Here is a 23,061-nt window from a genome sequence, read left to right as displayed (position 1 = left end):
GTTAGCCGGCGTCCAGCAGGCGCTTGGTATGGCGCGCGATCATCCATTCCTCATCGGTCGGAATCATCAACACGCGCGGGCCCTGGGGCACGGCGCTGAGGTCGATCTTCTTCGCCCGGTTGGCATCCTTGTCCAGCGTCAGGCCGAGCCAGGCCGAGCCGGCGACGATGCGCGCGCGGAGATCGGCCCCGTTCTCGCCGATGCCGGCCGTGAAAACCAGCGCATCGATCCCGCCCAGCACGGCGGCGAGGGCGCCGATTTCCTTGGTGATGCGATAGACGAAGTGATCGAGGGCGAGGCGCGCCATCTTGTCGGCGCTCGCCTCCAGGATGCGTACGTCATTGCTGATGCCGGAAAGGCCCTTGAGACCGCATTGGTGATAGAGAAAGCGTTCGATGGCGGCGGCATCCATCGCCTTTTCGCGCATGAGATAGAGCACGATGCCGGGATCGATGGCCCCCGGCCGGGTTCCCATCGGGATGCCGTCGAGGGCGGTGAAGCTCATTGTGCTGTCGACGCTGCGCCCATCCTGCAAAGCACAGAGCGAACAGCCATTGCCCAGATGTGCGACGATGACGCGGCCGCCGGCAACCGCCGGGGCCACTTCCCGGAGCTTCCCGGCAATGAATTCATAGGAAATGCCATGGAAGCCGTAACGCCGGACGCCTTCGCGATAGAGCGCATCGGGAATGGCGAACCGATCCGCGAGCTCGCTATGGCCACGATGGAAGGCTGTGTCGAAACAGGCCACCTGCGGCAGGTCCGGCCGCCGCTGGCGCCAGGCATGAATCGGCGCCAGGTTCTTGGGCTGGTGCAGGGGCGCAAGGTGGGTGAGGGCGGTGATGCGCGCCAGCACGGCATCGTCGATGCGCGCGGCGGTGCTGAAATCCGGCCCGCCATGGACGACCCGGTGGCCGATCGCGGCGATCGGGCCGCCGATGATGTCGGCCGCCATCGTGCCTGTCAGCCAGTCGCCGACGATCGCCTCGCCGGCCTCGACGCTCGGCACGGAAAGGGTGGCCAGGCTCTCGTCGACAAGTGTTGCGCCGGCGCCGTCCTTGATGTGGAGGCGGGGCTGGCTGCCGATCCCGTCGAGCAGCCCGCTGACGCGCCGCGCGAGGTTGTCGCCCGCCGTGGCGAAGGCCTGGAATTTGATGCTGGAGGAGCCGGCGTTGACGGCAAGGAAGTTCTGCTGCATGGCGCGATCCTAGGCTGAAAGGGGCCCAAGCTGGCAAGAGCCAACGGGGCAGGGCCCAGCGGGCCAGGGAACGCCCCGGCCCCTATCGGCCGTTCCGCCGTTTCGGCTAGGATGCCGCTCATGCGAATCAACCCACCCCACGACCTTGCCGATTGGCGTCAGGGCTGGCCTCATGCCGGTGCCGCCGAAAAGGTGCTGATGGCCCTCAAGGCTGCCGGCGGCGAGGGGCGCTTCGTCGGCGGCTGCGTGCGCGATGCGCTGCTCGGCCGCGCCATTCGCGATATCGATATCGCCACCAATCTCGACCCGCAGGCCGTGATCGCGGCCCTGGAAGCCGCACAGCTTCGGGCTGTGCCGACGGGGATCAAGCACGGCACCATCACGGCCGTGGCCGATCATGTGGGCTTCGAAGTGACGACCCTGCGCCACGATATCGAAACCTATGGCCGCCACGCGAAGGTCGCCTTCACTGACGATTGGCAGGCCGACGCCGCGCGCCGCGACCTCACCATGAACGCGCTGTTCTGCGACGCCGCCGGCACGATCCATGATTTCTTCGGCGGCCTTGCCGATCTCGCCGCCGGGCGCGTGCGTTTTGTCGGCGACGCGGCCCAGCGCATGGACGAGGATTATCTGCGCATCCTGCGCTTCTTCCGCTTCCATGCCGATTACGCCGCCGGTCCCTTCGACGATGAGGCGATTGCCGCCGCGACGGAGCGGCGGCACGAACTGAAGCGCCTGTCCGGCGAAAGGCTGCGCCAGGAGACGTTGAAGCTGCTGGTGGCGAGGAAGGGTGTCGAGACCTGGGGCGAATTGCTGATGCGCGATTTTGCCGCCGCCTATCTCCCTTGGGCCACGAGCCAGGACCGGCTGGTCAAGGTGGCGGCGCTGGAAACCCGCCTCCATCTCAAGCCGGATCCCATCCGCCGCCTCGCGGCACTCGCCGTCACCGGCTGCGGGCCGGAGATTGCCGAGACATTGAAACTCTCCAACGCCGATCGCGATCGGCTGTTGGCAGCCAGCAATGTCCGCAGCACTTTCGACGTATCGGATGATGCGATCGTGCGCCGGCAGATCCACGCGCTGGGCAATGATCGGGCGCGCGACCAGGTGCTGCTCGATTGGGAGCCAGGTGAGGCGGAAGGACTGTGGCATCGCGCGTTTGAGGTGATCGAAAGCTGGCCGCGCCCGGTTTTTCCGCTGGCCGGCCGCGACCTCATCAAGCTCGGCGCCAATACCGGCCCGGAGCTTGGCGCGATGCTCGCCGAGATAGAGCAATGGTGGATTGCTGGGGACTTCCGGGCGGACGCGGCTGCTTGTTTGGCTGAGGCAAAGAAGAAAGTTGGGTCCTAACTCAACGTCATGGTCCGCGAAGGCGGACCACCCGTGAATTTTCCCGTGACTGAAGAAAGCAACTCGTAGGTCCTCCGCCTTCGCGGAGGATGACGTAGGGGGAAGCCCCCCTCACGCCTCCACGAGGTCCAGCAACTCACCCTTGGGATCGAGAAGGGCCGCTACCGCCTTGCCGCCAAAGCCGCAGCCGCCGTCCAAGGTCATGGTGAAGGCGCTCATGGCGGGGCCGGCATGCTGGCGGTCATAGCCGCGGATCACCTTGAGGAACTGGCCGTAAGGATGGTCGAGGGCGCCGAAGGCGCTGCCGCCCCACCACAGGCTATCGCCTTGCGCCGATAGCGGCCGTTCCGGGTCGAGCCCGGCATGGACGAAGAGCAGCCCCAGATCGTCGGTATAGGCAGCCCGGCGGATGGCCGACATGAGCGCTGCGTGGCCCGGCCGCGCCTGCTGGGCAGCGCGCAGCGAATTGGTCCAGCGCGTGATGGCGAGAGCCCCCTCGCGGCAATGGATGATGCCCTCCGCTGGATCGCCGCCATAGGCGGTGATGGTGGGCCCGACGCCTTGCTGCAACAGCCAGGGCAGGACCTCGCGCGGGTTGGGGGCGAATTGCAGCTGCAGCAGCTTGTTCCACATTTCTTCCTGCTGGCCACGCAGATAGACGATGTCGCTGGGGAACATGATCGGCCGTGCCAGGATCTGGCGGCGGAAGGTGATCATTTCATCCAAGGTTCCGGCGACGTCCGGTCCGCGGCCCAGGAACCCGCCCAGATAGACCATGCGGTCCATGGGATCGAATTGCTCGGCGATATAGGCGTGAAGGGCCCGCAGGCGCGGCATGTCCCCATGCACGGGCGAGATCGCCCAGATGCGGCTGGGCTTCTTCAGAATGGCGAACTTCTCTCGTTCCTGCATCGGATATGGTCTGGGGCTCTGATCGTGACGGCGACTCGGGCGGCAATTCGCGATCATAGCATGTGCGACAAAACGATGACGCCCCGGCCGGGAAGGGCCGAGGCGTCGTATGGGAGCGTAAATGCGGGCGGGCGGTCAGTTGACCACGGTGTACTCGATGTTCCACCCGGCGTTCTGCAGGTCCTGGATCGAAGACCAGCCCTGATTCTGGACACCGTCGAGTTCGACCGTCGAATTGCCGAAGGCAATGACCACGTCGCCGTCGGCGCTGGTGTTGACGAACACGTTGGGCGACCCGTTGCCGTAGGGATCGAGCAACTCCAGGGCGTCCTGCAAGGGATCGTAGTCGGTGATGATGTCGTGGCCGTTCACCGCGTCCACCTGCCAGTGGAAGGTATCGGCGCCGGCGCCGCCGGTCACGACGTCGTTGTAGTTGCCGGCACCGGCATGGATATGGTCGTTGCCGTTACCGCCGTCGATGATGTTGGCGCCCAGGCCGCCGAACAGGATGTCGTCGCCTTCGCCGCCCAGGATGGTGTCGTTGCCGGCGCCGCCCCAGATGTTGTCGTTGCCAGCGCCGCCCTTGATCAGATTGGCGTCGTCATTGCCGTCGATATTGTCGTCGAAATTCGACCCGATCAGGTCTTCGATGCCGCTCACCTGATCGTTGCCGCCGAAAGTGCTGCCGTTCATCTGGATGTAGACGCCATGCGTCGACGTCGAATAGTCGACCGTGTCGTGGCCATAGCCGCCGAACATCTTGTCGTAGCCTTCGCCGCCGACCAGGTAATCGTCGCCATTGCCACCGAACATGGTGTCGTCGCCGTCACCGCCGAACAGCTTGTCGTTGTTCTCGCCGCCATCCAGCGTGTCGTTGCCGGTGCCACCGTCGAGCAGATCGTTGCCGCCGAGGCCATTGAGGGTGTCGTTGCCGCCATTGCCGTAGATCGCGTTGGCGTGGGATTCCCCGTCCAGCACGTTGGAGGCGTTGCTGCCCTGGGTGGTGCTGTAATATTGCGGGCGATAGATCTGGCCGAGATAAAGCGAGCTATCCAGCGTGTTGAGGTTCATCAGGCGTTTGGTCGGATCTTCAAGCATGGCGTGGTCCTCAAGGCTCACGGGTTCTGCGGGATCGCATTGTCCGGTAGTCGAGGGGACGGGGCCGTCGGTTCGCCCGGTTCGGCGCGACTGTGACCTGGCTCACCTATGGCGCGTGCCGGCCGTCACAGAAGGCGGTCAAACGAGTGAAAAGCTGAGATTCTTGGGGAGATCGGCCCGCGCTGCAGGGATTGGGGCGGGCCGGGAGAGAAAAACCCCCGACGGATGGACCGGAAGGGGATCCGGGGACCATCCGTCGTTAGCGGTCATGCCGCTCGGGGAGCCTCTCTGAGGAGAGAGCTGGTGGGTGGAAGGTGGCCTTCTCAGGCCGCCTTCATCACCTGATGCAGACGTTCGGTCGCGGCCTGCTCGTCCATACCTTCGATGGCGGCAAGTTCACGCACCAGACGGTCGAGGGCGGCCTGATAGATCTGCCGTTCGCTGTAGGACTGATCCGGCTGGTCGGCGTTGCGATGGAGATCCCGCACGACCTCGGCGATCGAGACCGGGTCGCCGGAATTGATCTTGGCTTCGTATTCTTGGGCGCGGCGCGACCACATGGCCCGCTTCACGCGCGAACGGCCCTTCAAGGTCTGCAGCGCGGTCTCCATGACCTTCTTGCTGCTGAGCTTGCGGAGCCCCGAATTCTTGGCCTTGGCGACGGGAACGCGCAGGGTCATGCGGTCCTTGTCGAACAGGATGATGATGACCTGCAGACTGTGGCCGGAAATTTCCTGGCTTTCGATGCCCATGACCTTGCCGACGCCATGGGTCGGGTAGACGACGAAGTCACCCTTCTTGAAACCCAGATCCTTGTCCTTGGCGGCTACTGCCTTCTTCGCTTTCTCGACCACATTCAGCTCCATCTCATCCGATCTTTCATAACGTCACAATCCGGCCCGCTCCCAGGAAGTCCGGGAGCATTGAGGGGTCGCCTATCCTGCCCATGCCGGCCAGAAGCCTCCGGTCGGTATGGGGTCGCACTTGGACAACGGCCACGCTTTCGCGGGAGTTGCTCCACAAACCTTCGCCCGCCAGGCCTTGCTTATGTGGCTGCGCCCGAAACCGCCCGCGCGCTGCCGCCTGACTTTCCCCGCGGGTCCTTCTGCGGGACCCGGAACTGTCATAAATCCTGACTCAAAGCCGCAGCGAACCTTTCCCGGTTCCATACAGATTCCGAGTCCAGTTCGACGTTAACTTTTAGGCTTGGACGGGCGCGAAAAGATTAATCTTTCCAACGGATTCCGCCCCAACGACCTTCCCAAGTTTTATAGCAAAAATCGGGCTGGAATTCAAGGAAAGGCAGTTATGCGCTGGGCGCAGTGACCTTAACCACCGGGTGTAGCGGCTCGCTACAGATGGGCATCAAAATGTGGATTCACCAGCGCGACATAGCGTCGCGTTAGGATATTAATCACAGAAACAGAAGCGGAACCTCAGGCCTTTACTCTTAAGCCTTGCCCTTAAGCTTTGCCGGGGGCCGGGTCGAAATGCTTCTCGAACTTGTCCTCGACGCCCTTCCAGGCATCGGCATCGGCCGGGGCTTCACCCTTGCGGGTGATATTGGGCCATTCGGCGGCGTATTGCCGGTTGATCTCCAGCCATTTGTCGGTGCCGGACTCGGAATCGGGCAGGATGGCGTCGGCCGGGCATTCCGGCTCGCAGACGCCGCAATCGATGCACTCGTCCGGGTGAATGACCAGCATGTTGGCGCCGACATAGAAGCAATCGACCGGGCAGACTTCGACACAGTCCATGTATTTGCACTTGATGCATGCCTCGGTAACGACATAAGCCATGGCGACTGCTCCTGATGGCGGATTGGTTTTTCGCTTGCCGGGCTAGCTACCATAGCCCTCCAGGTGGCGCAACAGGGCCCCAGCGCGCAGACAGCGCGTATGGTTATTCAGTCTTCACCGTCTTCATCGTCCATCAGGGCGTCGAGTGCCCGCCTTTCGCGCTTGGTCGGCCGGCCGGCACCGGCATCGCGCTGCGGCGGCTCGCCGCCCAGGGGTGGCGCCGCGCGCGCGGGCCGCGGCGGCGGTGGCTGCAGATCTTCATAAAGCGCCTGCGCTTCTGGTGCCGGGCCACGCCTTGTTCCCGGGTTCAGCACCTTGATGACGCGGATATGCGGCCCCAGCGGAAAGGTCAGCACGTCGCCGGCCTTCACCTGCTGATGCGCCTTGGCGATCACGCTGCCGTTGAGCCGCAGGCGTCCGCTGGCGGCGAGCGTCGTCGCCAGCGAGCGGCTCTTCAGAAAGCGCGCGAACCACAGCCATTTGTCGAGGCGCTGCGTTTCGCTCATGTCGCATCCGGCTTGGGTGCCGCGGCCGGCCGCGGCTGGCGCCGCCGACGTTTGGCGCTGCGCGGTGCCGGCCGTTCCTGGGCCAGCAGACGGTCATGCAGGGCGGAGAGTGCCGCAAAGGGCGAATTCGGGTCGAGCTTGGGCTCCGGACGCACCGGCCTCGGCTGTACCGGCTTGGCCTGTGCCGTCTTGGCCTGCTTGCCGCGCTTGGGGCGCGATGGCGTGCGCACGCCGCCCGGCAGCGTTGCGCGCAGCCCAAGCTGTCGCATGGTCTGCCCCAGTTCGTCCGGCGTCATGTTGAACTTGGCGGCATTGGTCTCGTCCGCCGACAGCGTCCTTGCCGTCGCGGCTTCACGAAGTCCCAGGGCCAGCCGTTCCAATTCGCCAAACACATAGCTCTTGCCGGCGATGACGCGCTTGCCGCCGGCCATCTGCCACGCTTCGAGGCCCACGGCATCGAGCCTGGCGGGATCGGGCTTGCCCTCGGCATCCACAGCGAGGCGGTGCCAGAGTGCGCTGAGCAGGCCGAGGAGGCGGCGCTGGCGCTTGTCCTCAAGGCGTCCCATCCAGACGGTCACGGCGCCGATCCGCACGCCCAAGGCGGCCAGCGCCTTGCGGTCGGGCGCGCTGAGCGCCGCGAGCTGCGCGCGCACACTTTCGCGGCTGAGTGCGCCCAACCCCTCGCCCAGCTGATAGACAAGGCCGCGCGCCGCCGGTTCGAGCTTGGCGCTCTGTGCGGCGAAGATCGGCCGCAGCCGATGGCGCAGCAACCGCTCGAGCCAGTGGCGCAGGCGCTGCTGGATCGCCTGGCGCTGGCGCCCGTCGATGAGGTCGATGGATTTCAGTTCGACCATCGGCCGCAAGGGCTGGTCGCCGCGCACGAGCCGCGCCAGCGGTGTCTCCCGCCAGGTGACGGCGCCGTCATGCGCCAGCTTGAAATCGCCATCGGGCGAGGCGACGAGATCGCTCACGCGCGTCCGCAGCGCCGGCCCCAGCACGCGCCGTGCCGCGGCGAGAAGGGGGCGCGCTTCTTCGGCGTTGGCGTCGACGGCGGGGAAGAATTCAAGCCCCTTGAGGATCCCCACCTCATGCCCCTCGACCGTGACGCTGCCATCTTCGCCGAAGACGGCGTCGAGCTTGCCGCCACCCACCATGCGGCGATGGAGAGCGGCATGGCGCCGGTCGACGAAACGCTGCGTGAGCGCTTCGTGGAGGGCGTCCGAGAGCCGGTCCTCGATTTCCTGGGCGCGACCCTGCCAATGCGGGGCGTCGGACAGCCACTCGCTCCGCTGCGCGATATAGGACCAGGTGCGGATATGCGCGATGCGCTGGGTCAGATAGTCGATGTCGCCGTCAATGCGGTCGAGGCGTTGCATCTGATCGGCGATCCAGTCGGTGGGGATACGCCCTGGCGCCAGGCCGCGCCCGCCGGCCAGATGCCGGAAGATCTGCGAAAGGAGCCGCAGATGCGCGTCGGTCATCAGCTTGCGGAAATCCGGCACCTGGCAGACTTCCCACAGCAAGGCGACGCGGCCCTTGGGCAAGGTAAGCGCACGAATCTCGTCATCACGCGCGAGCGCCGCCAGGGATTGATGGTCGATCGCTTCCTGCTGGCGCACCAGGCCCGGATGCGGCGGCCGCGCGTCAAGGCTCTTCAGCAGGCCATCGACGCTACGGAAATCAAGCTCGGCATTGCGCCACATCAGGAAATGGATGGGATCGACGCGGTGGTTCTCGACCGCCTCGATGAGGTCGGGGTCCATCGGCCCCACATCCGCCGTCGTGCCGAAGGTGCCGTCGGTCATGTGCCGCCCGGCGCGCCCCGCGATCTGCCCGATCTCGGCGCGGCTCAAGGCACGCAAGGACCGCCCGTCGAACTTCTTCAGGGCGGCGAAGGCGACATGGCCCACATTCATGTTGAGGCCCATGCCGATGGCGTCGGTCGCAACCAGGTAATCGACCTCGCCCGCCTGATAGAGATCGACCTGGGCGTTGCGGGTGCGGGGGCTGAGCGCCCCCATGACGATGGCGGTTCCACCGCGCTGCCGGCGGATGAGATCGGCGATCGCATAGACGTCGGCGGCGGAGAAGGCGACGATGGCCGAACGCGGCGGCAGGCGCGTGATCTTCTTCGACCCGGCATAGGACAATGTCGAAAAGCGCGGCCGGTTGACGATCTCGATCCCCGGTGCCAGTAGCTTGACCCAGGGCGTTGCCGCATCCGATCCCATGAACATGGTCTCGTCCAGCCCGCGGGCCCGGATCAGCCGGTCGGTAAAAATGTGCCCGCGCTCGGTATCGGCAGCGAGCTGGATCTCGTCGACCGCGATGAACGCGACCGGCCGGTCGAGCGGCATCGATTCCACGGTGCAGAAGAAATACCGCGCACCGCGCGGCACGATCTTCTCCTCGCCCGTCACCAGGGCGCAGGCCTCGGTTCCGACCGCTTTTACCGCCTTGTCGTAATTTTCCCGCGCCAGCAGCCGCAGCGGAAAACCGATCATGCCCGACCGGTGGCCCAGCAGCCGTTCCATGGCCATATAGGTCTTGCCGGTATTGGTTGGGCCGAGGACGGCGGTAAGGCTTTGCGCACTCATGATCCAACCAGAATTGGCCCGGCGCGGGGCGGATTGCAAGGGCGGTGCTGGCCCCTCACCCCAACCCCTCCCCAGTGGGGCGAGGGGCTTCAGGGCGAACTCGCAGGAGACTCCTTCGCCCCGCTTGCGGGGAGAGGGTTGGGGTGAGGGGCTGTTCATTGACCTCCGCCCCGTTCGGTTTTAAAGAAACCCCATGATGAAACTTTCCGCCCAGCGCGACATGAACAACCGCCCGATTCCCATCCACGATGCGGAGGGTTTCGAGGGCATGCGTCGTGCCGGGCGCCTCGCCGCGGAAACGCTCGACTTCATCGGCGAACATGTGCGGCCCGGCATCAGCACCCTGGCGCTCGACAAACTGTGTGACACCTTCATGCGCGACCATGGCGGCATTCCGGCCACCGTCGGCTACAAGGGCTACCAGCACGCCAGCTGCATCTCGGTCAACCACGTGGTGACCCACGGCATCCCGTCGGAGAAAAAGATCCTCGCCGACGGCGACATCCTCAATATCGACGTGACGCCCCTGGTCGATGGCTGGCACGGCGATTCATCGCGCATGTTCATCGCCGGGACCGCCAGCGTGAAAGCACGGCGCCTCTGCGACATCACCTATCAATCCCTGATGGCGGGCATTGCTGCCGTGAAGCCCGGCAACACGCTGGGCGATGTCGGCCATGCCATCGAAACACTGGCGCACAAGAACCGCTTCTCGGTCGTGGAGGATTTCTGCGGCCACGGTGTGGGCCGCGTCTTCCACGACGCCCCCCAGGTGCTGCATTACGGCAAGCCCGGTACCGGTGTGGTGTTGGAACCGGGCATGATCTTCACCATCGAACCGATGCTCAATGCCGGCAAGGCGGACGTGAAGATCCTGGGCGATGGTTGGACCACGGTGACCCGCGATCAGTCCCTCTCCGCGCAGTTCGAACATTCGGTTGGAGTCACCGACACCGGCGTCGAAATCTTCACCCTGTCGCCGAGGGATATCTTCTGGCAGATGGCGGCGTGAGCGACCGGCAGGATGAATCGATCAACTCAATTGTAGGCGTCATCAACTCGGTGATTTTCAGCAAGCGCGGACTGATTATTATGGCTGTGTTCGGTGTCCTTGGTGCTTTGATCAACGCACTGGTATCTCGCTAGCGGCCACCCACAGCTAAGTCTTTGAGGGCCTGGGCATCGGGCCGGATCCGACCATCCCATGTCGTCATGCCCGGGCTCGACCCGGGCATCCACTCTCTCAACTGCAGCAGTGGATCCCCGGGTCTTCGCCCGGGGATGACGTAAAAACAAGGGCGGAGTCTTAAACCCGCCTGAACCTGAAGTAGTGCGGCACGCGGCCTTGGGCGATGGCTTTTTGCTCGTAGCGTGAGGGCGGCCAGTCGGCGGGGCGGACGAGCCAGTCGCTTGAGCGTTCCGCCAGCCATTTGAAGGCCGGGTGGCGCGTGGTGTGCGCAAGGGACCAGCCGATATAGACCGGGTCGTCGCTGCCGATGCGGAACTCGCCGCCGGGCTTCAGCAAATTCGCGACGATGTCGAGATTGGCCTGGTTGACGAAGCGGCGGCCCGCATGGCGTGTCTTGTGCCAGGGGTCGGGGAAGAGCAGGAAGATTTTGTCGAAGCTCTGCGGCTTCAACGCCGGCAGCAGGTCGCGCACGTCTTCGGGATAGATGCGCACATTGTCCAGCTTGTCGGCATCGATATGCGACAGCGCCGAGGCGATGCCGTTGAGGAAGATCTCGCAGCCGATGAGGCCCACATCCGGATTGGCTTTTGCCTGCGCGGCCAGATGCTCGCCGCCGCCGAAGCCGATCTCCAGCCAATGCGCGCGCATCGGCTTAGGGTAGAGCTGTGCGGGATCGATCACAACGGGTTGTCCGGCGGGGCCCGGCGTCACGGTGACGGTGATCCGGGGCAGCAGCGATTCCATCAGCCGCTTGCGGCTTTCGCGCAAGGGCCTTCCCTGGCGGCGGCCATAAAAGTTTCGCCGCGGCCCGGTTTCTCCCGGGGCCGCGGCGTTTCTGTCGGTCATCGACTTTTCTCGTTCCGGCGCGTCAGGCCATCGCTGCCTGCAGAGCGGCGACGAGGTCGAGCTTCTCCCAGGAGAAGCCGCCATCGGCCTCCGGCTCACGGCCGAAATGCCCGTAGGACGAGGTGCGCGTGTAGATCGGCTTGTTGAGGCCGAGATGCTTGCGGATACCGCGGGGCGACAGATCCATCACCTCGCCGATCGCCTTGACCAGCTTCTCTTCATCGACCGTGCCGGTGCCGTGGGTGTTCACATAGACCGAGAGCGGCTTGGAGACGCCGATCGCATAGGCCACCTGGATGACGCATTTCTCGGCAAAGCCCGCGGCAACGACGTTCTTGGCGAGATAGCGCGCCGCATAGGCGGCCGAACGGTCGACCTTGGTCGGGTCCTTGCCGCTGAAGGCGCCGCCGCCATGGGGAGCAGCACCGCCGTAAGTGTCGACGATGATCTTGCGGCCGGTAAGGCCCGCATCGCCATCCGGCCCGCCGATGACGAACTTGCCGGTCGGGTTGACGTAGAATTCCTCTTCCCTGGGGAACCAGCCCTTGGGCAGGACCTGCTCGACATAGGGACGTACAAGCTCGCGCACTTGTTTCTGTTCGAGGCCGGCATCGTGCTGGGTCGAGACGACGACCGAGGTCGCCTTCACCGGCCGGCCGTTTTCATAAAGCAGCGTCACCTGGCTCTTGGCATCCGGGCCGAAGCCCTTGACCTTGCCGCTGTGCCGATCGTCGGCCATCAATTTGAGGATCTGGTGCGAATACTGCAGCGGCGCGGGCATCAGGACCGGCGTTTCCTTGCAGGCATAGCCGAACATGATGCCCTGGTCGCCGGCACCCTCATCCTTGTTGCCGGCTGCATCGACGCCTTGCGCGATATCGGCCGATTGCGAATGGACGTAGCAATCGATGCTGGCATTCTTCCAATGGAAGCCTTCCTGCTCGTAGCCGATTTCCTTGATGGCACGGCGAGCGGTCTCGATCAGCTTCTCATGGGTGATCGAGGCCGGGCCGCGCACTTCGCCGGCCAGGACCACCTTGTTGGTGGTGGCCAGCGTTTCGCACGCAACGCGCGCTTCGGGCTGAGCCGCCAGATAGAGATCGACGATGCTGTCGGAGATACGGTCGCAGACCTTGTCCGGATGGCCTTCGGACACGCTTTCGCTGGTGAAAAGATAGCTGGATTTCGACACTGGCAGGATTCCCGCAAAGATAAAGGTTCGACAAGTTCACGTGCGTGGCGGGAGGGGTGTTCGAGGAGCAAGGCCCAATGAGCCAGCCCCGGAGTCGGACAGCAAAAATCCCGGCCGCGATGCGGCCGGGATCATGGTTGAGCGGGATTCGGCGGTCAAGCGGGTTTTAGTTGCCCCTCATCGCGGAAAATCCGCGCAAAACCGTCAATTTCCGGCTGATTTCAATCCTCGTCGGTCAGCGAACTCTTCGCCAGCGACTTGGTTAGCTCGAAGATGCGCTTGCGGACCGAGGCCTGGGGGATTTTGTAATAGGCGCGGACCAGCTCCAGCGTCTCGCGCTTGGCCATGGGGTCGGGCTCGTAATCGACCGGCGCCGGGGTGGCCACACCCATCAGCTTGGACGGGCTCTTCTCCTGCACCGAATTGGGCATGTCCTCAAAGAAATAGGAAATCGGCACGTCGAGCACGCGGCCAAGGTCAAAGAGACGGCTGGAGCCGACGCGGTTGGCGCCGCGCTCATATTTCTGCACCTGCTGGAAGGTGAGGCCGATCGCCTCGCCAAGCTTCTCCTGGCTCATGCCGAGCAAGGTGCGGCGCAGGCGGATTCGCTGGCCCACATGCACGTCGATAGGATTGGGAAAGCCCTTGCTGGCCATGCGGCCGGACGATTTGCGTCCCTTGGGGCCATTCCCTTGCTTGGTCGATTTTGCCATTTCTTTCACACTCCTCGCGATCCAGCACCCGAACGATCATCTTGCGTGATTACAATCGGGCCGCCGCAGCTTGTTTCCCGCAACGCGATCCGCCCTTGGCTGCCAGTAAGCAAACTGCAAGTTTTCCCGGCGGGCCGCGCATTCACCGTCATGCTGACGGTTCCCTCTTGTCATACGTAACAAGTCGGGTCAATCGCTTCATCAGTTCCTGTGTACAGGGCTTGGAATTGCGCTCAACCCAAGGCTGAAGAACTTGAACATCTTACGCAGATCGTCGCCGATGGACCATAGGAATGAGTGCAATAAGTACGAGAAATCCTGGGATACTTGTACCAAGTTGCGCGTACCAGGTCGGCGGCAAAACCTGCGGCAGCGCGGCGTCGATGACAGCGATTTCACCGAGCTTTGATTGTGTCTCGATGCGTCCATACGCATCGATCACACCCGAAATCCCCGTATTTGCAGCACGCACAAGAGGAATGCCTTCCTCGACAGCGCGGAATCGCGCCGAGGCAAAATGCTGATAGGGCCCGGCCGAATTGCCGAACCATCCATCGTTGGTGACATTGACCAGCCAGGATGGACGATGCACTTCATCAACAACGGCGCCGGGAAAGATCACCTCGTAGCAGATCGAGGGGCCGACATCGGGCGCACCCGGCACCGAGATGGTGGCTGGCCCAGGTGCCGCCGAGAAGTCCATCGACCCGGGCGTCAGCTTGGAAATGAAGGGGAAGAGCTTGCGCATCGGCACATACTCCCCAAGGGGTACGAGGTGCGCCTTGTCAGCAGTGGCGTGAATGGTGCCTGTGGGGTCCAGCACGGCCAGCGAATTCCATATCTGTTCCAGATCGCCATCCTGCGGTGCGCCCCGGATGGTCCCGGTCAGCAATGCGCCTTTCGGTGGTATGATGGCTGCGATCATCTGTCGCAGGGCCGGATCGCGGTCGAGCAGGAAGGGCACCGCCGACTCGGGCCAGATGATGTGGGTGACGGCGTCCAATCCCGGTGTCTCACGTGTGAGCTGCAGGTGTTTTTCAAAATGACGGGCTGAAAAACCGCCTTTAAGTTTCTCCACTTGGCTCACATTTGCCTGCACGATACGCAGCTTGATGCCGGCCACATGCTCGCTGGTGTCGCCGGCCAGGCGCCAGGCGCCGCCCGCCCAAAGCAGGCCGAGGACGGCGAGGGCCGAAAGACAAGCCGTCCGGGCGCACTTGCTTTCATTTGTGGCCAAACTCGCGGGTAAAGTGAAGATTGCGACGGTAAAAAGGCCCAGGCCCCAACTGCCCCACAGGGCCGCCGATTGCATCATCGCCGGGCTGATATCCCAGACATAGGCGACGAGGTTCCAGGCATAGCCGGTGAGCACATGGGCCCGCAGCCATTCGCCAATCACCCACAGGCCGGCGAAGGCGACGATGCGGCCGGGCGTCAGATCGCCCTTGCGCCAGATGACGGCACCGACCAGCGCCGGATAAAGCGCCAGGAACGCCGCCAGGCCGCTGATCACCGGCGGCATCATCCAGCCGAAGCGCACCAGATCGAGCAGGAAGGAATTGGCGATCCAGTAATTGCCGGCGGCGAAATGGCCAAAGCCCCAGATCCACGCGACGTTGAAAGCCAAACGCCGCGTGGGTGCCGACTGGATCAGCCAATAGAGGCCGATGAGCGAGACCGCCATCGCCGGGAAGACGTGCAGCGGTGCAAAGGCCAGGGCCGAAAAAGCGCCCAGCAGCACGGCAAGGAAGCGCCGCCGCCATTGGGTCAAGCCGCCGACCCACGCGTTAAGCCGCGCCATCATGAGCATGTGGAATCAGTCCTTTGTGGCTGGCTCGGCCGCCTTGGTGGGATCGGGAATATTGCGCACGCGCAGGCGCTTGATGCGCCGCGGATCGGCGTCCAGCACTTCAAAGGTGATACCGGATGAATGCGTCACCAGCTCCCCGCGCAAGGGCACACGGTCGGTCAGCGACATGACCAACCCGCCCAGCGTGTCGATATCCGCCTCGCGTTCTTCCTCGGTCAGCACGGGGCCGACCTTTTCCTCGAAGGTCTCGATCGTGGTGCGCGCATCGGCCAGCAGCGTGCCGTCCGGGCGTTGCACCAGATGCGGGCCCTTCACCACGTCATGCTCGTCCTCGATCTCGCCGATGATTTCTTCGACCAGATCCTCGATGGTGACCAGACCATCGATGCCGCCATACTCGTCGACGACCAGTGCCATATGGGCGCGGCCGTGGCGCATCTGCAGCAGCAGATCGAGCACGGGGATCGAGGGCGAGATGAACATCGGCTCGCGCAGAATCTTCTTCAACTGGAATTTTTCCGGATCGGGGAAGAAGGTCAGCACGTCCTTGGCGTGGACGATGCCGACGATGTCGTCGAGATCCTCGCGGTAGATCGGCAGGCGCGAATGGCCGAACTCGCGCACCATCTGGATGATGCCTTTGAGATCGATATCCTCGGATGCCGCTTTGATGTCGGCGCGCGGCACCATCACGTCATAGGCCGTGAGGTCGCCGAGCTTCAGCACATTGAGCAGCAGCGAGGATTCGTTGGAATCGAGCGGCGCCTCGCCGGCATCGCCGGCCTCCGATTCCTCGATCAGTTCCTCGATGGCGTCGCGCAGCGCGTTTTCGCCGCTCGCCTTGCGGCGGAAAAGGCGCATCAGACCCTTGAAGCCCAGGCGCGGTTTGCCCGAATCTTCGGCCGCGCCGCTTCTAGATGGTACGTCGCTCATAATTCTTCCAAACTCTCTCTATAGATAAGGATCGGGCCAGCCGAATTCGGCCAGAATCTCCCGCTCCAGTTTCTCCATGGCCCGGGCGTCGCGCTCATTTTCATGATCGTAGCCCAGCAAATGTAGCACACCATGCACCACCAGGTGGCAAGTGTGCTGTGACAGCGTCTTGCCCTGCGCCTTGGCCTCCGCGCGCACGGTCTGCAGCGCCAGGATCACATCGCCCAGCGCCCAGGGATAATCGGCGGGAACCCCCTTGGGCGGCAAGCCGGCATCAAGGGCGGCGAAGGAGAGGACGTTGGTAGGCTTGTCCTTGCCCCGATAGTCGCGGTTGAGATGGCGCATGCCGGCATCGGTATCAAGGGTCAGGCCGAGCTCGAATTTTCCGGCCTCGCGCAAGCGCTTGCGCGGCAGGGACCGGGCCTTGAGGGCCGCCAGGATGGCACGTCGCGTCGCCGCCCGGGTGAGCTTTGCTGCACCGGGCAGCGCCTTGTCCCAGCCCTTGGCGGCGATGTCGACGCTGATCCGGATCGATGGACCTTGGGCGCTCACCCTTTGCCCAATTGTCTGTCGCGCGCGTCATAGGCGCCGACGATCTTGGCGACCAGCGGATGCCGGACCACGTCGACCTCGGTGAATTTGGCGACGCCGATCCCGGGCACGCCGTCGATCGCCTCGAGCGCGTCCTTGAGGCCGGATTTGGTGCCGCTGGGAAGGTCAATCTGCGAAAGATCGCCCGTCACCGCCATGCGTGAGCCTTGGCCGAGACGGGTCAGAAACATCTTCATCTGCATCGGCGTGGTGTTCTGCGCCTCGTCAAGGATGACGAAGGAATGCGCCAGCGTCCGCCCGCGCATGAACGCAAGCGGCGCCACTTCGATCTCGCCCGATGTCATGCGCTTCACCACCTGGTCGCCGGGCAGCATGTCATTGAGCGCGTCATAAAGCGGGCGCAGATAGGGATCGACCTTCTCGCGCATATCGCCGGGGAGAAACCCTAAGCGCTCGCCGGCTTCCACTGCGGGGCGGGACAGGATGATGCGGTCGACGGCACCCTTGGTCAGCATCGCCACGGCGACGGCGACCGCGAGATAGGTCTTGCCGGTACCCGCCGGGCCCAGGCCGAAGACCAGCTCATGCTCATGCAGCATGCGCATGTATTTGGCCTGCACCGCCGAGCGCGGCGTGATGTGGCGCCGCGCCGTGCGGATCGCCATGCCGTCCTTGCCGTTGCCCTCGAAGAGATTGGGCTCCAACCCGTCATCGTCGCGCGTCAGGCGCAACGCCGCATCGACTTCACCCACATCGACCTCCAAGCCGCGTTTCAAACGCTGATAAAGGCCGGTGACCACCTGTCTTGCGGTGGCGACGGCCTCGTTGGGTCCGGAAATGGCCAGCTGGTTGCCGCGCGGCACCATCGAGACGCCGAGCGCCTGTTCGATGCGGGCGAGATGCTGGTCGTGTTGGCCGAAGAGCAGCGGCAGCAGCCTGTTGTCTTCGAATTGCAGGTGGATGGGTGTGGCGATCGGGGCGAGGGGGGTGGCACTCACGCGATAGCTCTCTCCGGTAATGGCAAAGCGGCGGGGCCCGCCGCGAGCACGCCGCCCAGGGTGTAATGGCCCAGGGTGGTAATCTCCACATCGACGATCTCGCCGATATGGTGTTCCGGTGCCGTGACATGCACGGCCTGCAGATAAGGCGACTTGCCGACCAGCTGGCCGGGGTCGCGGCCGAGGCGCTCCAGTAGCACCGGCACTGTCCGGCCAAGGGTGGCGCGGTTGAAATCGATAAGCTGCCGCTCGAGGAGGGCCTGCACTTCCTGGAGCCGCGCATCCATGACGTCCACCGGCACCTGGGCCTCGATATTGGCGGCCGGTGTCCCCGGGCGGGGGCTGTATTTGAACGAGAAGCTCTGCGCGAAACCGATATCTTCGATGAGACGCAGCGTCGCCTTGAAATCGGCCTCCGTCTCGCCAGGAAAGCCGACGATGAAGTCGGAGGAAAGAGCGATGTCCGGGCAGGCCTCACGCAGCTTCCCGATGATGCGGCGATAGTGATCGGCGGTGTGCTGCCGGTTCATCTCGGCCAGAATCCGGTCTGAGCCAGATTGCACCGGAAGATGCAGGAACGGCATCAAGGCAGGCACGTCGCGATGGGCGGCGATGAGGTTGTCGTCCATGTCGCGGGGATGCGAGGTGGTGTAGCGGATGCGCCTGAGCTCCGGCACCTTCTCGGCTAGATGCCGCACCAGGCGCGCGAGATTCCAGCTCGACCCGTCGCCATTTGACCTGCTTGGCGCCGCACCGTGATAGGCATTGACGTTCTGACCCAGCAGCGTCACTTCGCGCGCCCCTTGCGCACTGAGCTTCCTGGCTTCCGCCACGATCTGGTCGACGGGCCGCGAGAATTCGGCACCGCGCGTATAGGGCACCACGCAGAAGGTGCAGAATTTGTCGCAACCTTCCTGGATGGCGAGGAAGGCCGAGACGCCTTGGCTGCCCATCGCTTCCGGCAGATGGTCAAATTTCGATTCGGCCGGGAAATCCGTGTCGAGGACACCGGCGCCGTGATGCTTGGCAATCCCGCGCCCGCGCCGCTGGTCGCGCGCCCGCGTCGCCCGCGCCACCATCTCAGGCAGGCGGTGATAGGTCTGCGGCCCCAGCACGATGTCGATCTCCGGCATGCGGGCCATGATCTCGGCCCCCTCGGCCTGCGCCACACAGCCGGCGACCGCGATGATCATGTCGCTGCCTTCCGCCTGCCGCCGTGCCTGGTCCTGGCGCAGGCGACCCAATTCGCTGAAGGTCTTTTCCGAGGCCTTTTCGCGGATATGGCAGGTGTTGAGGATGACCATGTCGGCCTCCGACGCGTTGTCGGTCGGGCCGTAGCCGAGCGGTGCCAGGACATCCGCCATGCGGGCGGAGTCATAGACGTTCATCTGGCAGCCATAGGTCTTGATGAAGAGCTTCTTAGCCAAGGCGGATTCCGGTCCTCGTTTCTCTTGGACCATGGCGCGCAATCGGCATTGCTACGTTCAACGCGGCTCGATTCATGAGCTAAAGGATAACACGGCCCAGCCCCCTGGGTGTACCCAATTCCAGGGCTTTGCGCAAATGTCACTATCTAATTGAAATAAAAATGAAATATGGAACGATTGCAGCCCGCCCCGCGGCTGGTTAATGTGCCGCCCATCATGACAGAGCAAATCCCCTATCTCAGCCCCGAAATCATCAACGCCAAGCTCGATTACAAGAGCCTCGTGGCGAGCCTCCGCGATGCCTTTGCCGGGAACTGGACCGTTCCCGTCCGGCACCATCACGGCATTCCCATCCCGGGGGAGGAGGACCAGACCCTGCTCCTCATGCCCGCCTGGGACGCCGGAAAGTCGGTCGGCATCAAGATCGTCACCATCACGCCGGGGAATGGCGGGCGCAACCTGCCTGCGGTCCAGGGCATTTATCTGCTCCTGGACGGTCTCACCGGGGCGCCCAAGGCCCTGATGGACGGCAAATGCCTGACCGTGCGCCGGACCGCCGCGGCCTCGGCCCTTGCCGCAAGCTATGCCGCGCGGCCCGATGCCAGCACCCATCTGATGATCGGCGCCGGCGCGCTGTCGCAGCCCCTCATCGAAGCGCACCGCGCTGTCCGCCCCATCGCCAAGAGCCTGCTTTGGGCCCGCGACTTCGCCAAGGCCGAGGCGGCGGTCCGTGCGCTGGCCGGGACCGGTATCGAAGTGGAAGCGGTCCGCGACCTAGAATCGGCCGTGAAGCGCGCCGACATCATCAGCACCGGGACCCTGTCGCGCGATCCGCTGGTGAAGGGCGAATGGCTGCGGCCCGGTCAGCATCTGGACCTGGTCGGCGCCTTCCTGCCCGACATGCGCGAAAGCGATTACGAGGCCGTGCGTCGTTCGACCGTTTTCGTCGACACGCGCGAAGGCGCCCTCAAGGAAGCCGGCGACATCGTCCAGGCAATCAAATCCGGCGTGCTGACGCCGGACCGGATCGCGGCCGACCTCTTCGACCTTGCCCGCGGCAAGCATAAGGGCCGCACGAAAGAGGACGAGATCACCCTCTTCAAATCCGTCGGCACCGCGATCGAGGATCTGGCGGCCGCGCGGTTATTGATGGACCGAGTCTGACGCCGCCCCCCACCCAACCCTCCCCCCTGAAGGTGGGAGGGCTTTTGTTCTGAGCTCGAACGGCCAACCTCGCTCTCATCTCCTCCCACCTTCAGGGGGGAGGCAGGGAGGGGGCTGCCAAGTGATGGGTCTTACTTGGTCAAATCCAGCTTCATCCCTTCATGGCTCGCCTTGAAGCCGAGGGATTCATAGAAGCGCAGGGTATCGGTGCGCGTTTTGTCCATGGCGAGCTGCACCAGTTCGCAGCCCTTTTCGCGGCACCGGGCGATCGCCCAATCGAACATCTTGTGACCGAGTCCGCTGCCGCGCTTTGATGATTTGATCCGCACGCCTTCGATCTGCCCGCGCCACATGCCAAGCCGCGCGATGCCGGGAATGAAGGAAAGCTGCAGCGAGCCCACGATCTCGCCCGCGTCCTCGACCACCAGCAGGTACTGGTTGGGGTCCGCCTCGATCGCCGCGAAGGCCGCAAGATAGCGCGCATTGAGCGGCCGCGATCCGTCCTCGCGGCCCTTTCCGATCATGTCGTCGACCAGCATGTCGACGATGGGTTCAAGATCACCCCGCGTCGCGCGGCGGAAGACGAGGTCGGTCATGGTCTCGCATACTTTCTCAGTCGTCATCCCCGGGCGAAGTCCCGGGGATCCAGTGTCAGCCTTGATGGACTGGATGCCCGGGTCAAGCCCGGGCATGACGAATGTGGGGGCTAAGATCTCTCGATCAAATCGCCTTCGCCAGCAGCCCGTTCAGGCGCTTCACGAACGCCGCCGGGTCCGCGGGCGGCTCGCCGTCCTGGATCCTGGCCTGATCGAGCAACAGCCAGGCGGCTTCCGCAAGCTCGGTCCAATTGCCATCCTTGCTCGCCTGCTTGGTCATGGCTGCCACCAGCGGATGGCGGCCGTTGATCTCGAGGACGCGCGGCAGGCTCGCCTCCAGGCGCTTGTGCTGGCGCAACAGGCGCTCGAGATGCATGTCCATGTCGCCGGAATCCGCGACCAGGCAGCAGGCGCTGTCGGTCAGGCGCTCAGATAGGCGCACGTCCTTCACCGCATCCTTCAACGTCACCTTGAGGAAGGAAATGAGGCTGTCGACACCTTCGGCGACCGGCTTCTTCTCCTCTTGCCTGTCGCCTTCCGGCGCCTTCACCGCATCGAGATCGGCGCCCGAGCGCGTCACCGAGCGGAACTCCGCCTCGCCGAACTTCTCCACCGCCGGAATCCAGAACTCGTCGATGGGATCGGTCAGCAGCAAGACCTCGATGCCCTTGGCCTTGAAACCTTCCAGCTGTGCCGAGCGCGCCACGGTGTCGAGGCTGTCGCCGGTGATGTAATAGATCGCCTTCTGCCCTTCCTTCATCCGCGCCACATAATCGGTGAGGCTGACCCAGCCATCCGACGCGGTGGAGCGGAAGCGGGCGAGCTTCAGCACCTCGTCCCGCGCCGTCACATCCTCATAAATGCCTTCCTTGAGCACAGGCCCGAAATTCTCCCAGAAGCTTTCGTAAGGCGCCTTGTCGTCGTCATTGGCCTTCTTGGAAAGATCGCTTAAGATTCGCTTCACCAGCGCCGCGCGGATCTTGGCAATGACGGGGCTCGCCTGCAGCATCTCGCGGCTGATGTTGAGCTGCAGATCCTCGCTATCCACCAAGCCCTTCACGAAGCGCAGCCAACCCGGCAGGATTTCATCCGATTGGTCGGTGATGAAGATGCGCTTGGCGTAGAGCTTCAGCGACTGCTTACGCTCCGGGTTGAAAAGATCGAATGGGCGCTGGCTCGGAATGAACAGCAAAGCCGTGTAGTCGATCTTGCCCTCGGCCTTGAAATGGATCGTGGCCCAGGGCTCGTCAAAGGCATGGGCGATGTGGCGATAGAAATCGCGGTATTGCTCGGTGGTGATTTCCGATTTCGATTTGGTCCAGAGTGCTGCCTGCTGGTTGACGTGTTTGGGCTCGGCGCCGTCGACCAGATGGATGGGCAGGGCCACATGCTCCGAATGCTTGGCGATCACATGCTCGATGCGCGCCGCCTCCAGCCACTCAGCCTCGTCTTTCTTGAGGTGCAGGACGATCTCGGTCCCGCGCGTGGGCTTCTCGGCATTCTCGATGGTGAACTCGCCGGCCCCGTCGGAAACCCAGCGCCAACCTTGAGATTCGCCGGCCTTCCTGGAGACGACCTCGACCTTGTCCGCCACCATGAAGGCCGAATAGAAGCCGACCCCGAACTGGCCGATGAGGCTGACCTTCTGCTCCTGCGTCTTGGCGCCTGCCAGTTCCTCGGCGAACTTGGCGGACCCGGACCGGGCGATCGTGCCCAGATGGCTGATGAGGTCGTCCTTGTTCATGCCGATGCCGTTATCGGCGATGGTCAGGGTCTTGGCCTTTTTGTCGGTGGTGAGCGTTACCGCCAATTCCCCGCCGCCTTCCAGCAGCTCCGGCTGGGTCAGGGCCAGATAGCGCAGCTTGTCGCAGGCATCCGAGGCGTTGGAAATCAGCTCGCGCAAGAAGACCGATTTGTCGCTGTAAAGCGAATGCGCAACCATATGCAGCAGCCGCGACACTTCGGCCTGAAAACCATGGCGTTCCTGGGTCATGACGGCAATTAACTCCCGAACCAAATTGAACTTTGGCCGCTCATATGCGGCGAGTCGGGAGGAGAATCAAGAGGGGTGGATCGGTGCGGCGGTGGCCCCCCTCCCAACCCTCCCCCCTGAAGGTGGGAGGGCTTTGGGTCGAAGCTGACCGAACTACCTCGCTCTAAACTCCTCCCACCTTCAGG

Annotated in this window: 21 protein-coding genes; 4 read left to right on the top strand and 17 right to left on the bottom strand. The window is 63.9% G+C overall.

All coding sequences use genetic code 11. The features are described 5' to 3' along the window. Position 1: 1 nt before the first annotated feature. Positions 2–1,198: an acetate/propionate family kinase gene (locus tag ACE3OA_RS09320; RefSeq protein ID WP_374310284.1), complete on the bottom strand. Its 1,197-nt coding sequence runs from the start codon at positions 1,196–1,198 to the stop codon at positions 2–4. A gap of 120 nt (positions 1,199–1,318) precedes the next feature. Between ACE3OA_RS09320 and ACE3OA_RS09315 the strand changes: the two genes are divergently transcribed. After that, positions 1,319–2,551 carry a CCA tRNA nucleotidyltransferase gene (locus ACE3OA_RS09315; RefSeq protein WP_374310282.1) on the top strand — a complete coding sequence of 411 codons (1,233 nt, stop codon included), beginning with the start codon at positions 1,319–1,321 and terminating at the stop codon, positions 2,549–2,551. A gap of 111 nt (positions 2,552–2,662) precedes the next feature. On the opposite strand, the gene ACE3OA_RS09310 is transcribed toward ACE3OA_RS09315, so the two are convergent. From ACE3OA_RS09310 to ACE3OA_RS09285, 6 genes are all read right to left on the bottom strand, one after another. Next, positions 2,663–3,463: a hypothetical protein gene (locus ACE3OA_RS09310; protein ID WP_374310280.1), complete on the bottom strand. Its 801-nt coding sequence runs from the start codon at positions 3,461–3,463 to the stop codon at positions 2,663–2,665. Positions 3,464–3,598: 135 nt separating this feature from the next. Further along, entirely contained in the window at positions 3,599–4,561 is a 963-nt protein-coding gene (locus tag ACE3OA_RS09305) for a calcium-binding protein (RefSeq protein ID WP_374310278.1), read from the bottom strand. Between the two features lie 323 nt (positions 4,562–4,884). Continuing rightward, entirely contained in the window at positions 4,885–5,427 is a 543-nt protein-coding gene (locus ACE3OA_RS09300; RefSeq protein WP_374310276.1) for a CarD family transcriptional regulator, read from the bottom strand. A gap of 597 nt (positions 5,428–6,024) precedes the next feature. Next, entirely contained in the window at positions 6,025–6,360 is a 336-nt protein-coding gene (gene fdxA / locus ACE3OA_RS09295) for a ferredoxin FdxA (RefSeq protein WP_374310274.1), read from the bottom strand. 107 nt (positions 6,361–6,467) lie between these two features. Then, the gene (locus tag ACE3OA_RS09290; RefSeq protein ID WP_374310272.1) at positions 6,468–6,866 is read right to left on the bottom strand and encodes an RNA-binding S4 domain-containing protein; all 399 of its coding nucleotides are present in this window, start codon (positions 6,864–6,866) and stop codon (positions 6,468–6,470) included. Further along, entirely contained in the window at positions 6,863–9,463 is a 2,601-nt protein-coding gene (locus ACE3OA_RS09285) for a helicase-related protein (protein ID WP_374310269.1), read from the bottom strand. The genes ACE3OA_RS09290 and ACE3OA_RS09285 overlap by 4 nt, the downstream gene beginning before the upstream one ends. A 196-nt stretch (positions 9,464–9,659) precedes the next feature. On the opposite strand from ACE3OA_RS09285, the gene map reads away from it, so the two are divergent. Beyond that, positions 9,660–10,475: a type I methionyl aminopeptidase gene (gene map / locus ACE3OA_RS09280; protein ID WP_374310901.1), complete on the top strand. Its 816-nt coding sequence runs from the start codon at positions 9,660–9,662 to the stop codon at positions 10,473–10,475. Then, positions 10,472–10,609, top strand: a complete 138-nt coding sequence (locus ACE3OA_RS09275; RefSeq protein WP_374310267.1) for a hypothetical protein — start codon at positions 10,472–10,474, stop codon at positions 10,607–10,609. Before map ends, ACE3OA_RS09275 begins: the two co-directional genes overlap by 4 nt. 160 nt (positions 10,610–10,769) lie before the next feature. On the opposite strand, the gene ACE3OA_RS09270 is transcribed toward ACE3OA_RS09275, so the two are convergent. The 8 genes from ACE3OA_RS09270 to miaB all read right to left on the bottom strand — a co-directional run bounded on the left by ACE3OA_RS09270 (position 10,770) and on the right by miaB (position 19,123). Further along, positions 10,770–11,498 carry a tRNA (guanosine(46)-N(7))-methyltransferase TrmB gene (locus tag ACE3OA_RS09270; RefSeq protein WP_374310265.1) on the bottom strand — a complete coding sequence of 243 codons (729 nt, stop codon included), beginning with the start codon at positions 11,496–11,498 and terminating at the stop codon, positions 10,770–10,772. A 22-nt stretch (positions 11,499–11,520) separates the two neighbouring features. Further along, a complete protein-coding gene (gene metK / locus ACE3OA_RS09265; RefSeq protein ID WP_374310263.1) occupies positions 11,521–12,690 on the bottom strand; it encodes a methionine adenosyltransferase in 1,170 nt (389 codons plus the stop codon). A gap of 221 nt (positions 12,691–12,911) precedes the next feature. Further along, positions 12,912–13,346 carry a helix-turn-helix domain-containing protein gene (locus tag ACE3OA_RS09260; protein WP_374310900.1) on the bottom strand — a complete coding sequence of 145 codons (435 nt, stop codon included), beginning with the start codon at positions 13,344–13,346 and terminating at the stop codon, positions 12,912–12,914. 319 nt (positions 13,347–13,665) lie between these two features. Further along, positions 13,666–15,213 carry an apolipoprotein N-acyltransferase gene (gene lnt, locus ACE3OA_RS09255; RefSeq protein ID WP_374310261.1) on the bottom strand — a complete coding sequence of 516 codons (1,548 nt, stop codon included), beginning with the start codon at positions 15,211–15,213 and terminating at the stop codon, positions 13,666–13,668. Positions 15,214–15,219: 6 nt separating this feature from the next. Continuing rightward, complete coding sequence (locus ACE3OA_RS09250) at positions 15,220–16,146, bottom strand: hemolysin family protein (protein WP_374310259.1); 927 nt, start codon at positions 16,144–16,146, stop codon at positions 15,220–15,222. An 18-nt stretch (positions 16,147–16,164) separates the two neighbouring features. Further along, a complete protein-coding gene (gene ybeY, locus ACE3OA_RS09245) occupies positions 16,165–16,698 on the bottom strand; it encodes an rRNA maturation RNase YbeY (protein ID WP_374310257.1) in 534 nt (177 codons plus the stop codon). Continuing rightward, entirely contained in the window at positions 16,695–17,696 is a 1,002-nt protein-coding gene (locus ACE3OA_RS09240; RefSeq protein ID WP_374310255.1) for a PhoH family protein, read from the bottom strand. The genes ybeY and ACE3OA_RS09240 overlap by 4 nt, the downstream gene beginning before the upstream one ends. Next, positions 17,693–19,123, bottom strand: a complete 1,431-nt coding sequence (gene miaB / locus ACE3OA_RS09235) for a tRNA (N6-isopentenyl adenosine(37)-C2)-methylthiotransferase MiaB (RefSeq protein ID WP_374310253.1) — start codon at positions 19,121–19,123, stop codon at positions 17,693–17,695. Before miaB ends, ACE3OA_RS09240 begins: the two co-directional genes overlap by 4 nt. Before the next feature lie 216 nt (positions 19,124–19,339). On the opposite strand from miaB, the gene ACE3OA_RS09230 reads away from it, so the two are divergent. Then, a complete protein-coding gene (locus tag ACE3OA_RS09230; protein WP_374310251.1) occupies positions 19,340–20,287 on the top strand; it encodes an ornithine cyclodeaminase family protein in 948 nt (315 codons plus the stop codon). A gap of 131 nt (positions 20,288–20,418) precedes the next feature. On the opposite strand, the gene ACE3OA_RS09225 is transcribed toward ACE3OA_RS09230, so the two are convergent. Together ACE3OA_RS09225 and htpG are read right to left on the bottom strand one after the other, a co-directional pair. Next, positions 20,419–20,883: an N-acetyltransferase family protein gene (locus ACE3OA_RS09225; RefSeq protein ID WP_374310249.1), complete on the bottom strand. Its 465-nt coding sequence runs from the start codon at positions 20,881–20,883 to the stop codon at positions 20,419–20,421. A gap of 124 nt (positions 20,884–21,007) precedes the next feature. Then, positions 21,008–22,876, bottom strand: a complete 1,869-nt coding sequence (gene htpG, locus ACE3OA_RS09220) for a molecular chaperone HtpG (protein ID WP_374310247.1) — start codon at positions 22,874–22,876, stop codon at positions 21,008–21,010. Positions 22,877–23,061 lie beyond the last annotated feature (185 nt).

Origin of the sequence: Dongia sp. (assembly GCF_041906375.1) — a bacterium.
In the GTDB taxonomy this organism is placed as follows: domain Bacteria; phylum Pseudomonadota; class Alphaproteobacteria; order Dongiales; family Dongiaceae; genus Dongia.
The sequence above is the reverse complement of the archived record's forward strand: the minus strand, read 5'-3'. Positions and strand labels throughout refer to the sequence as shown.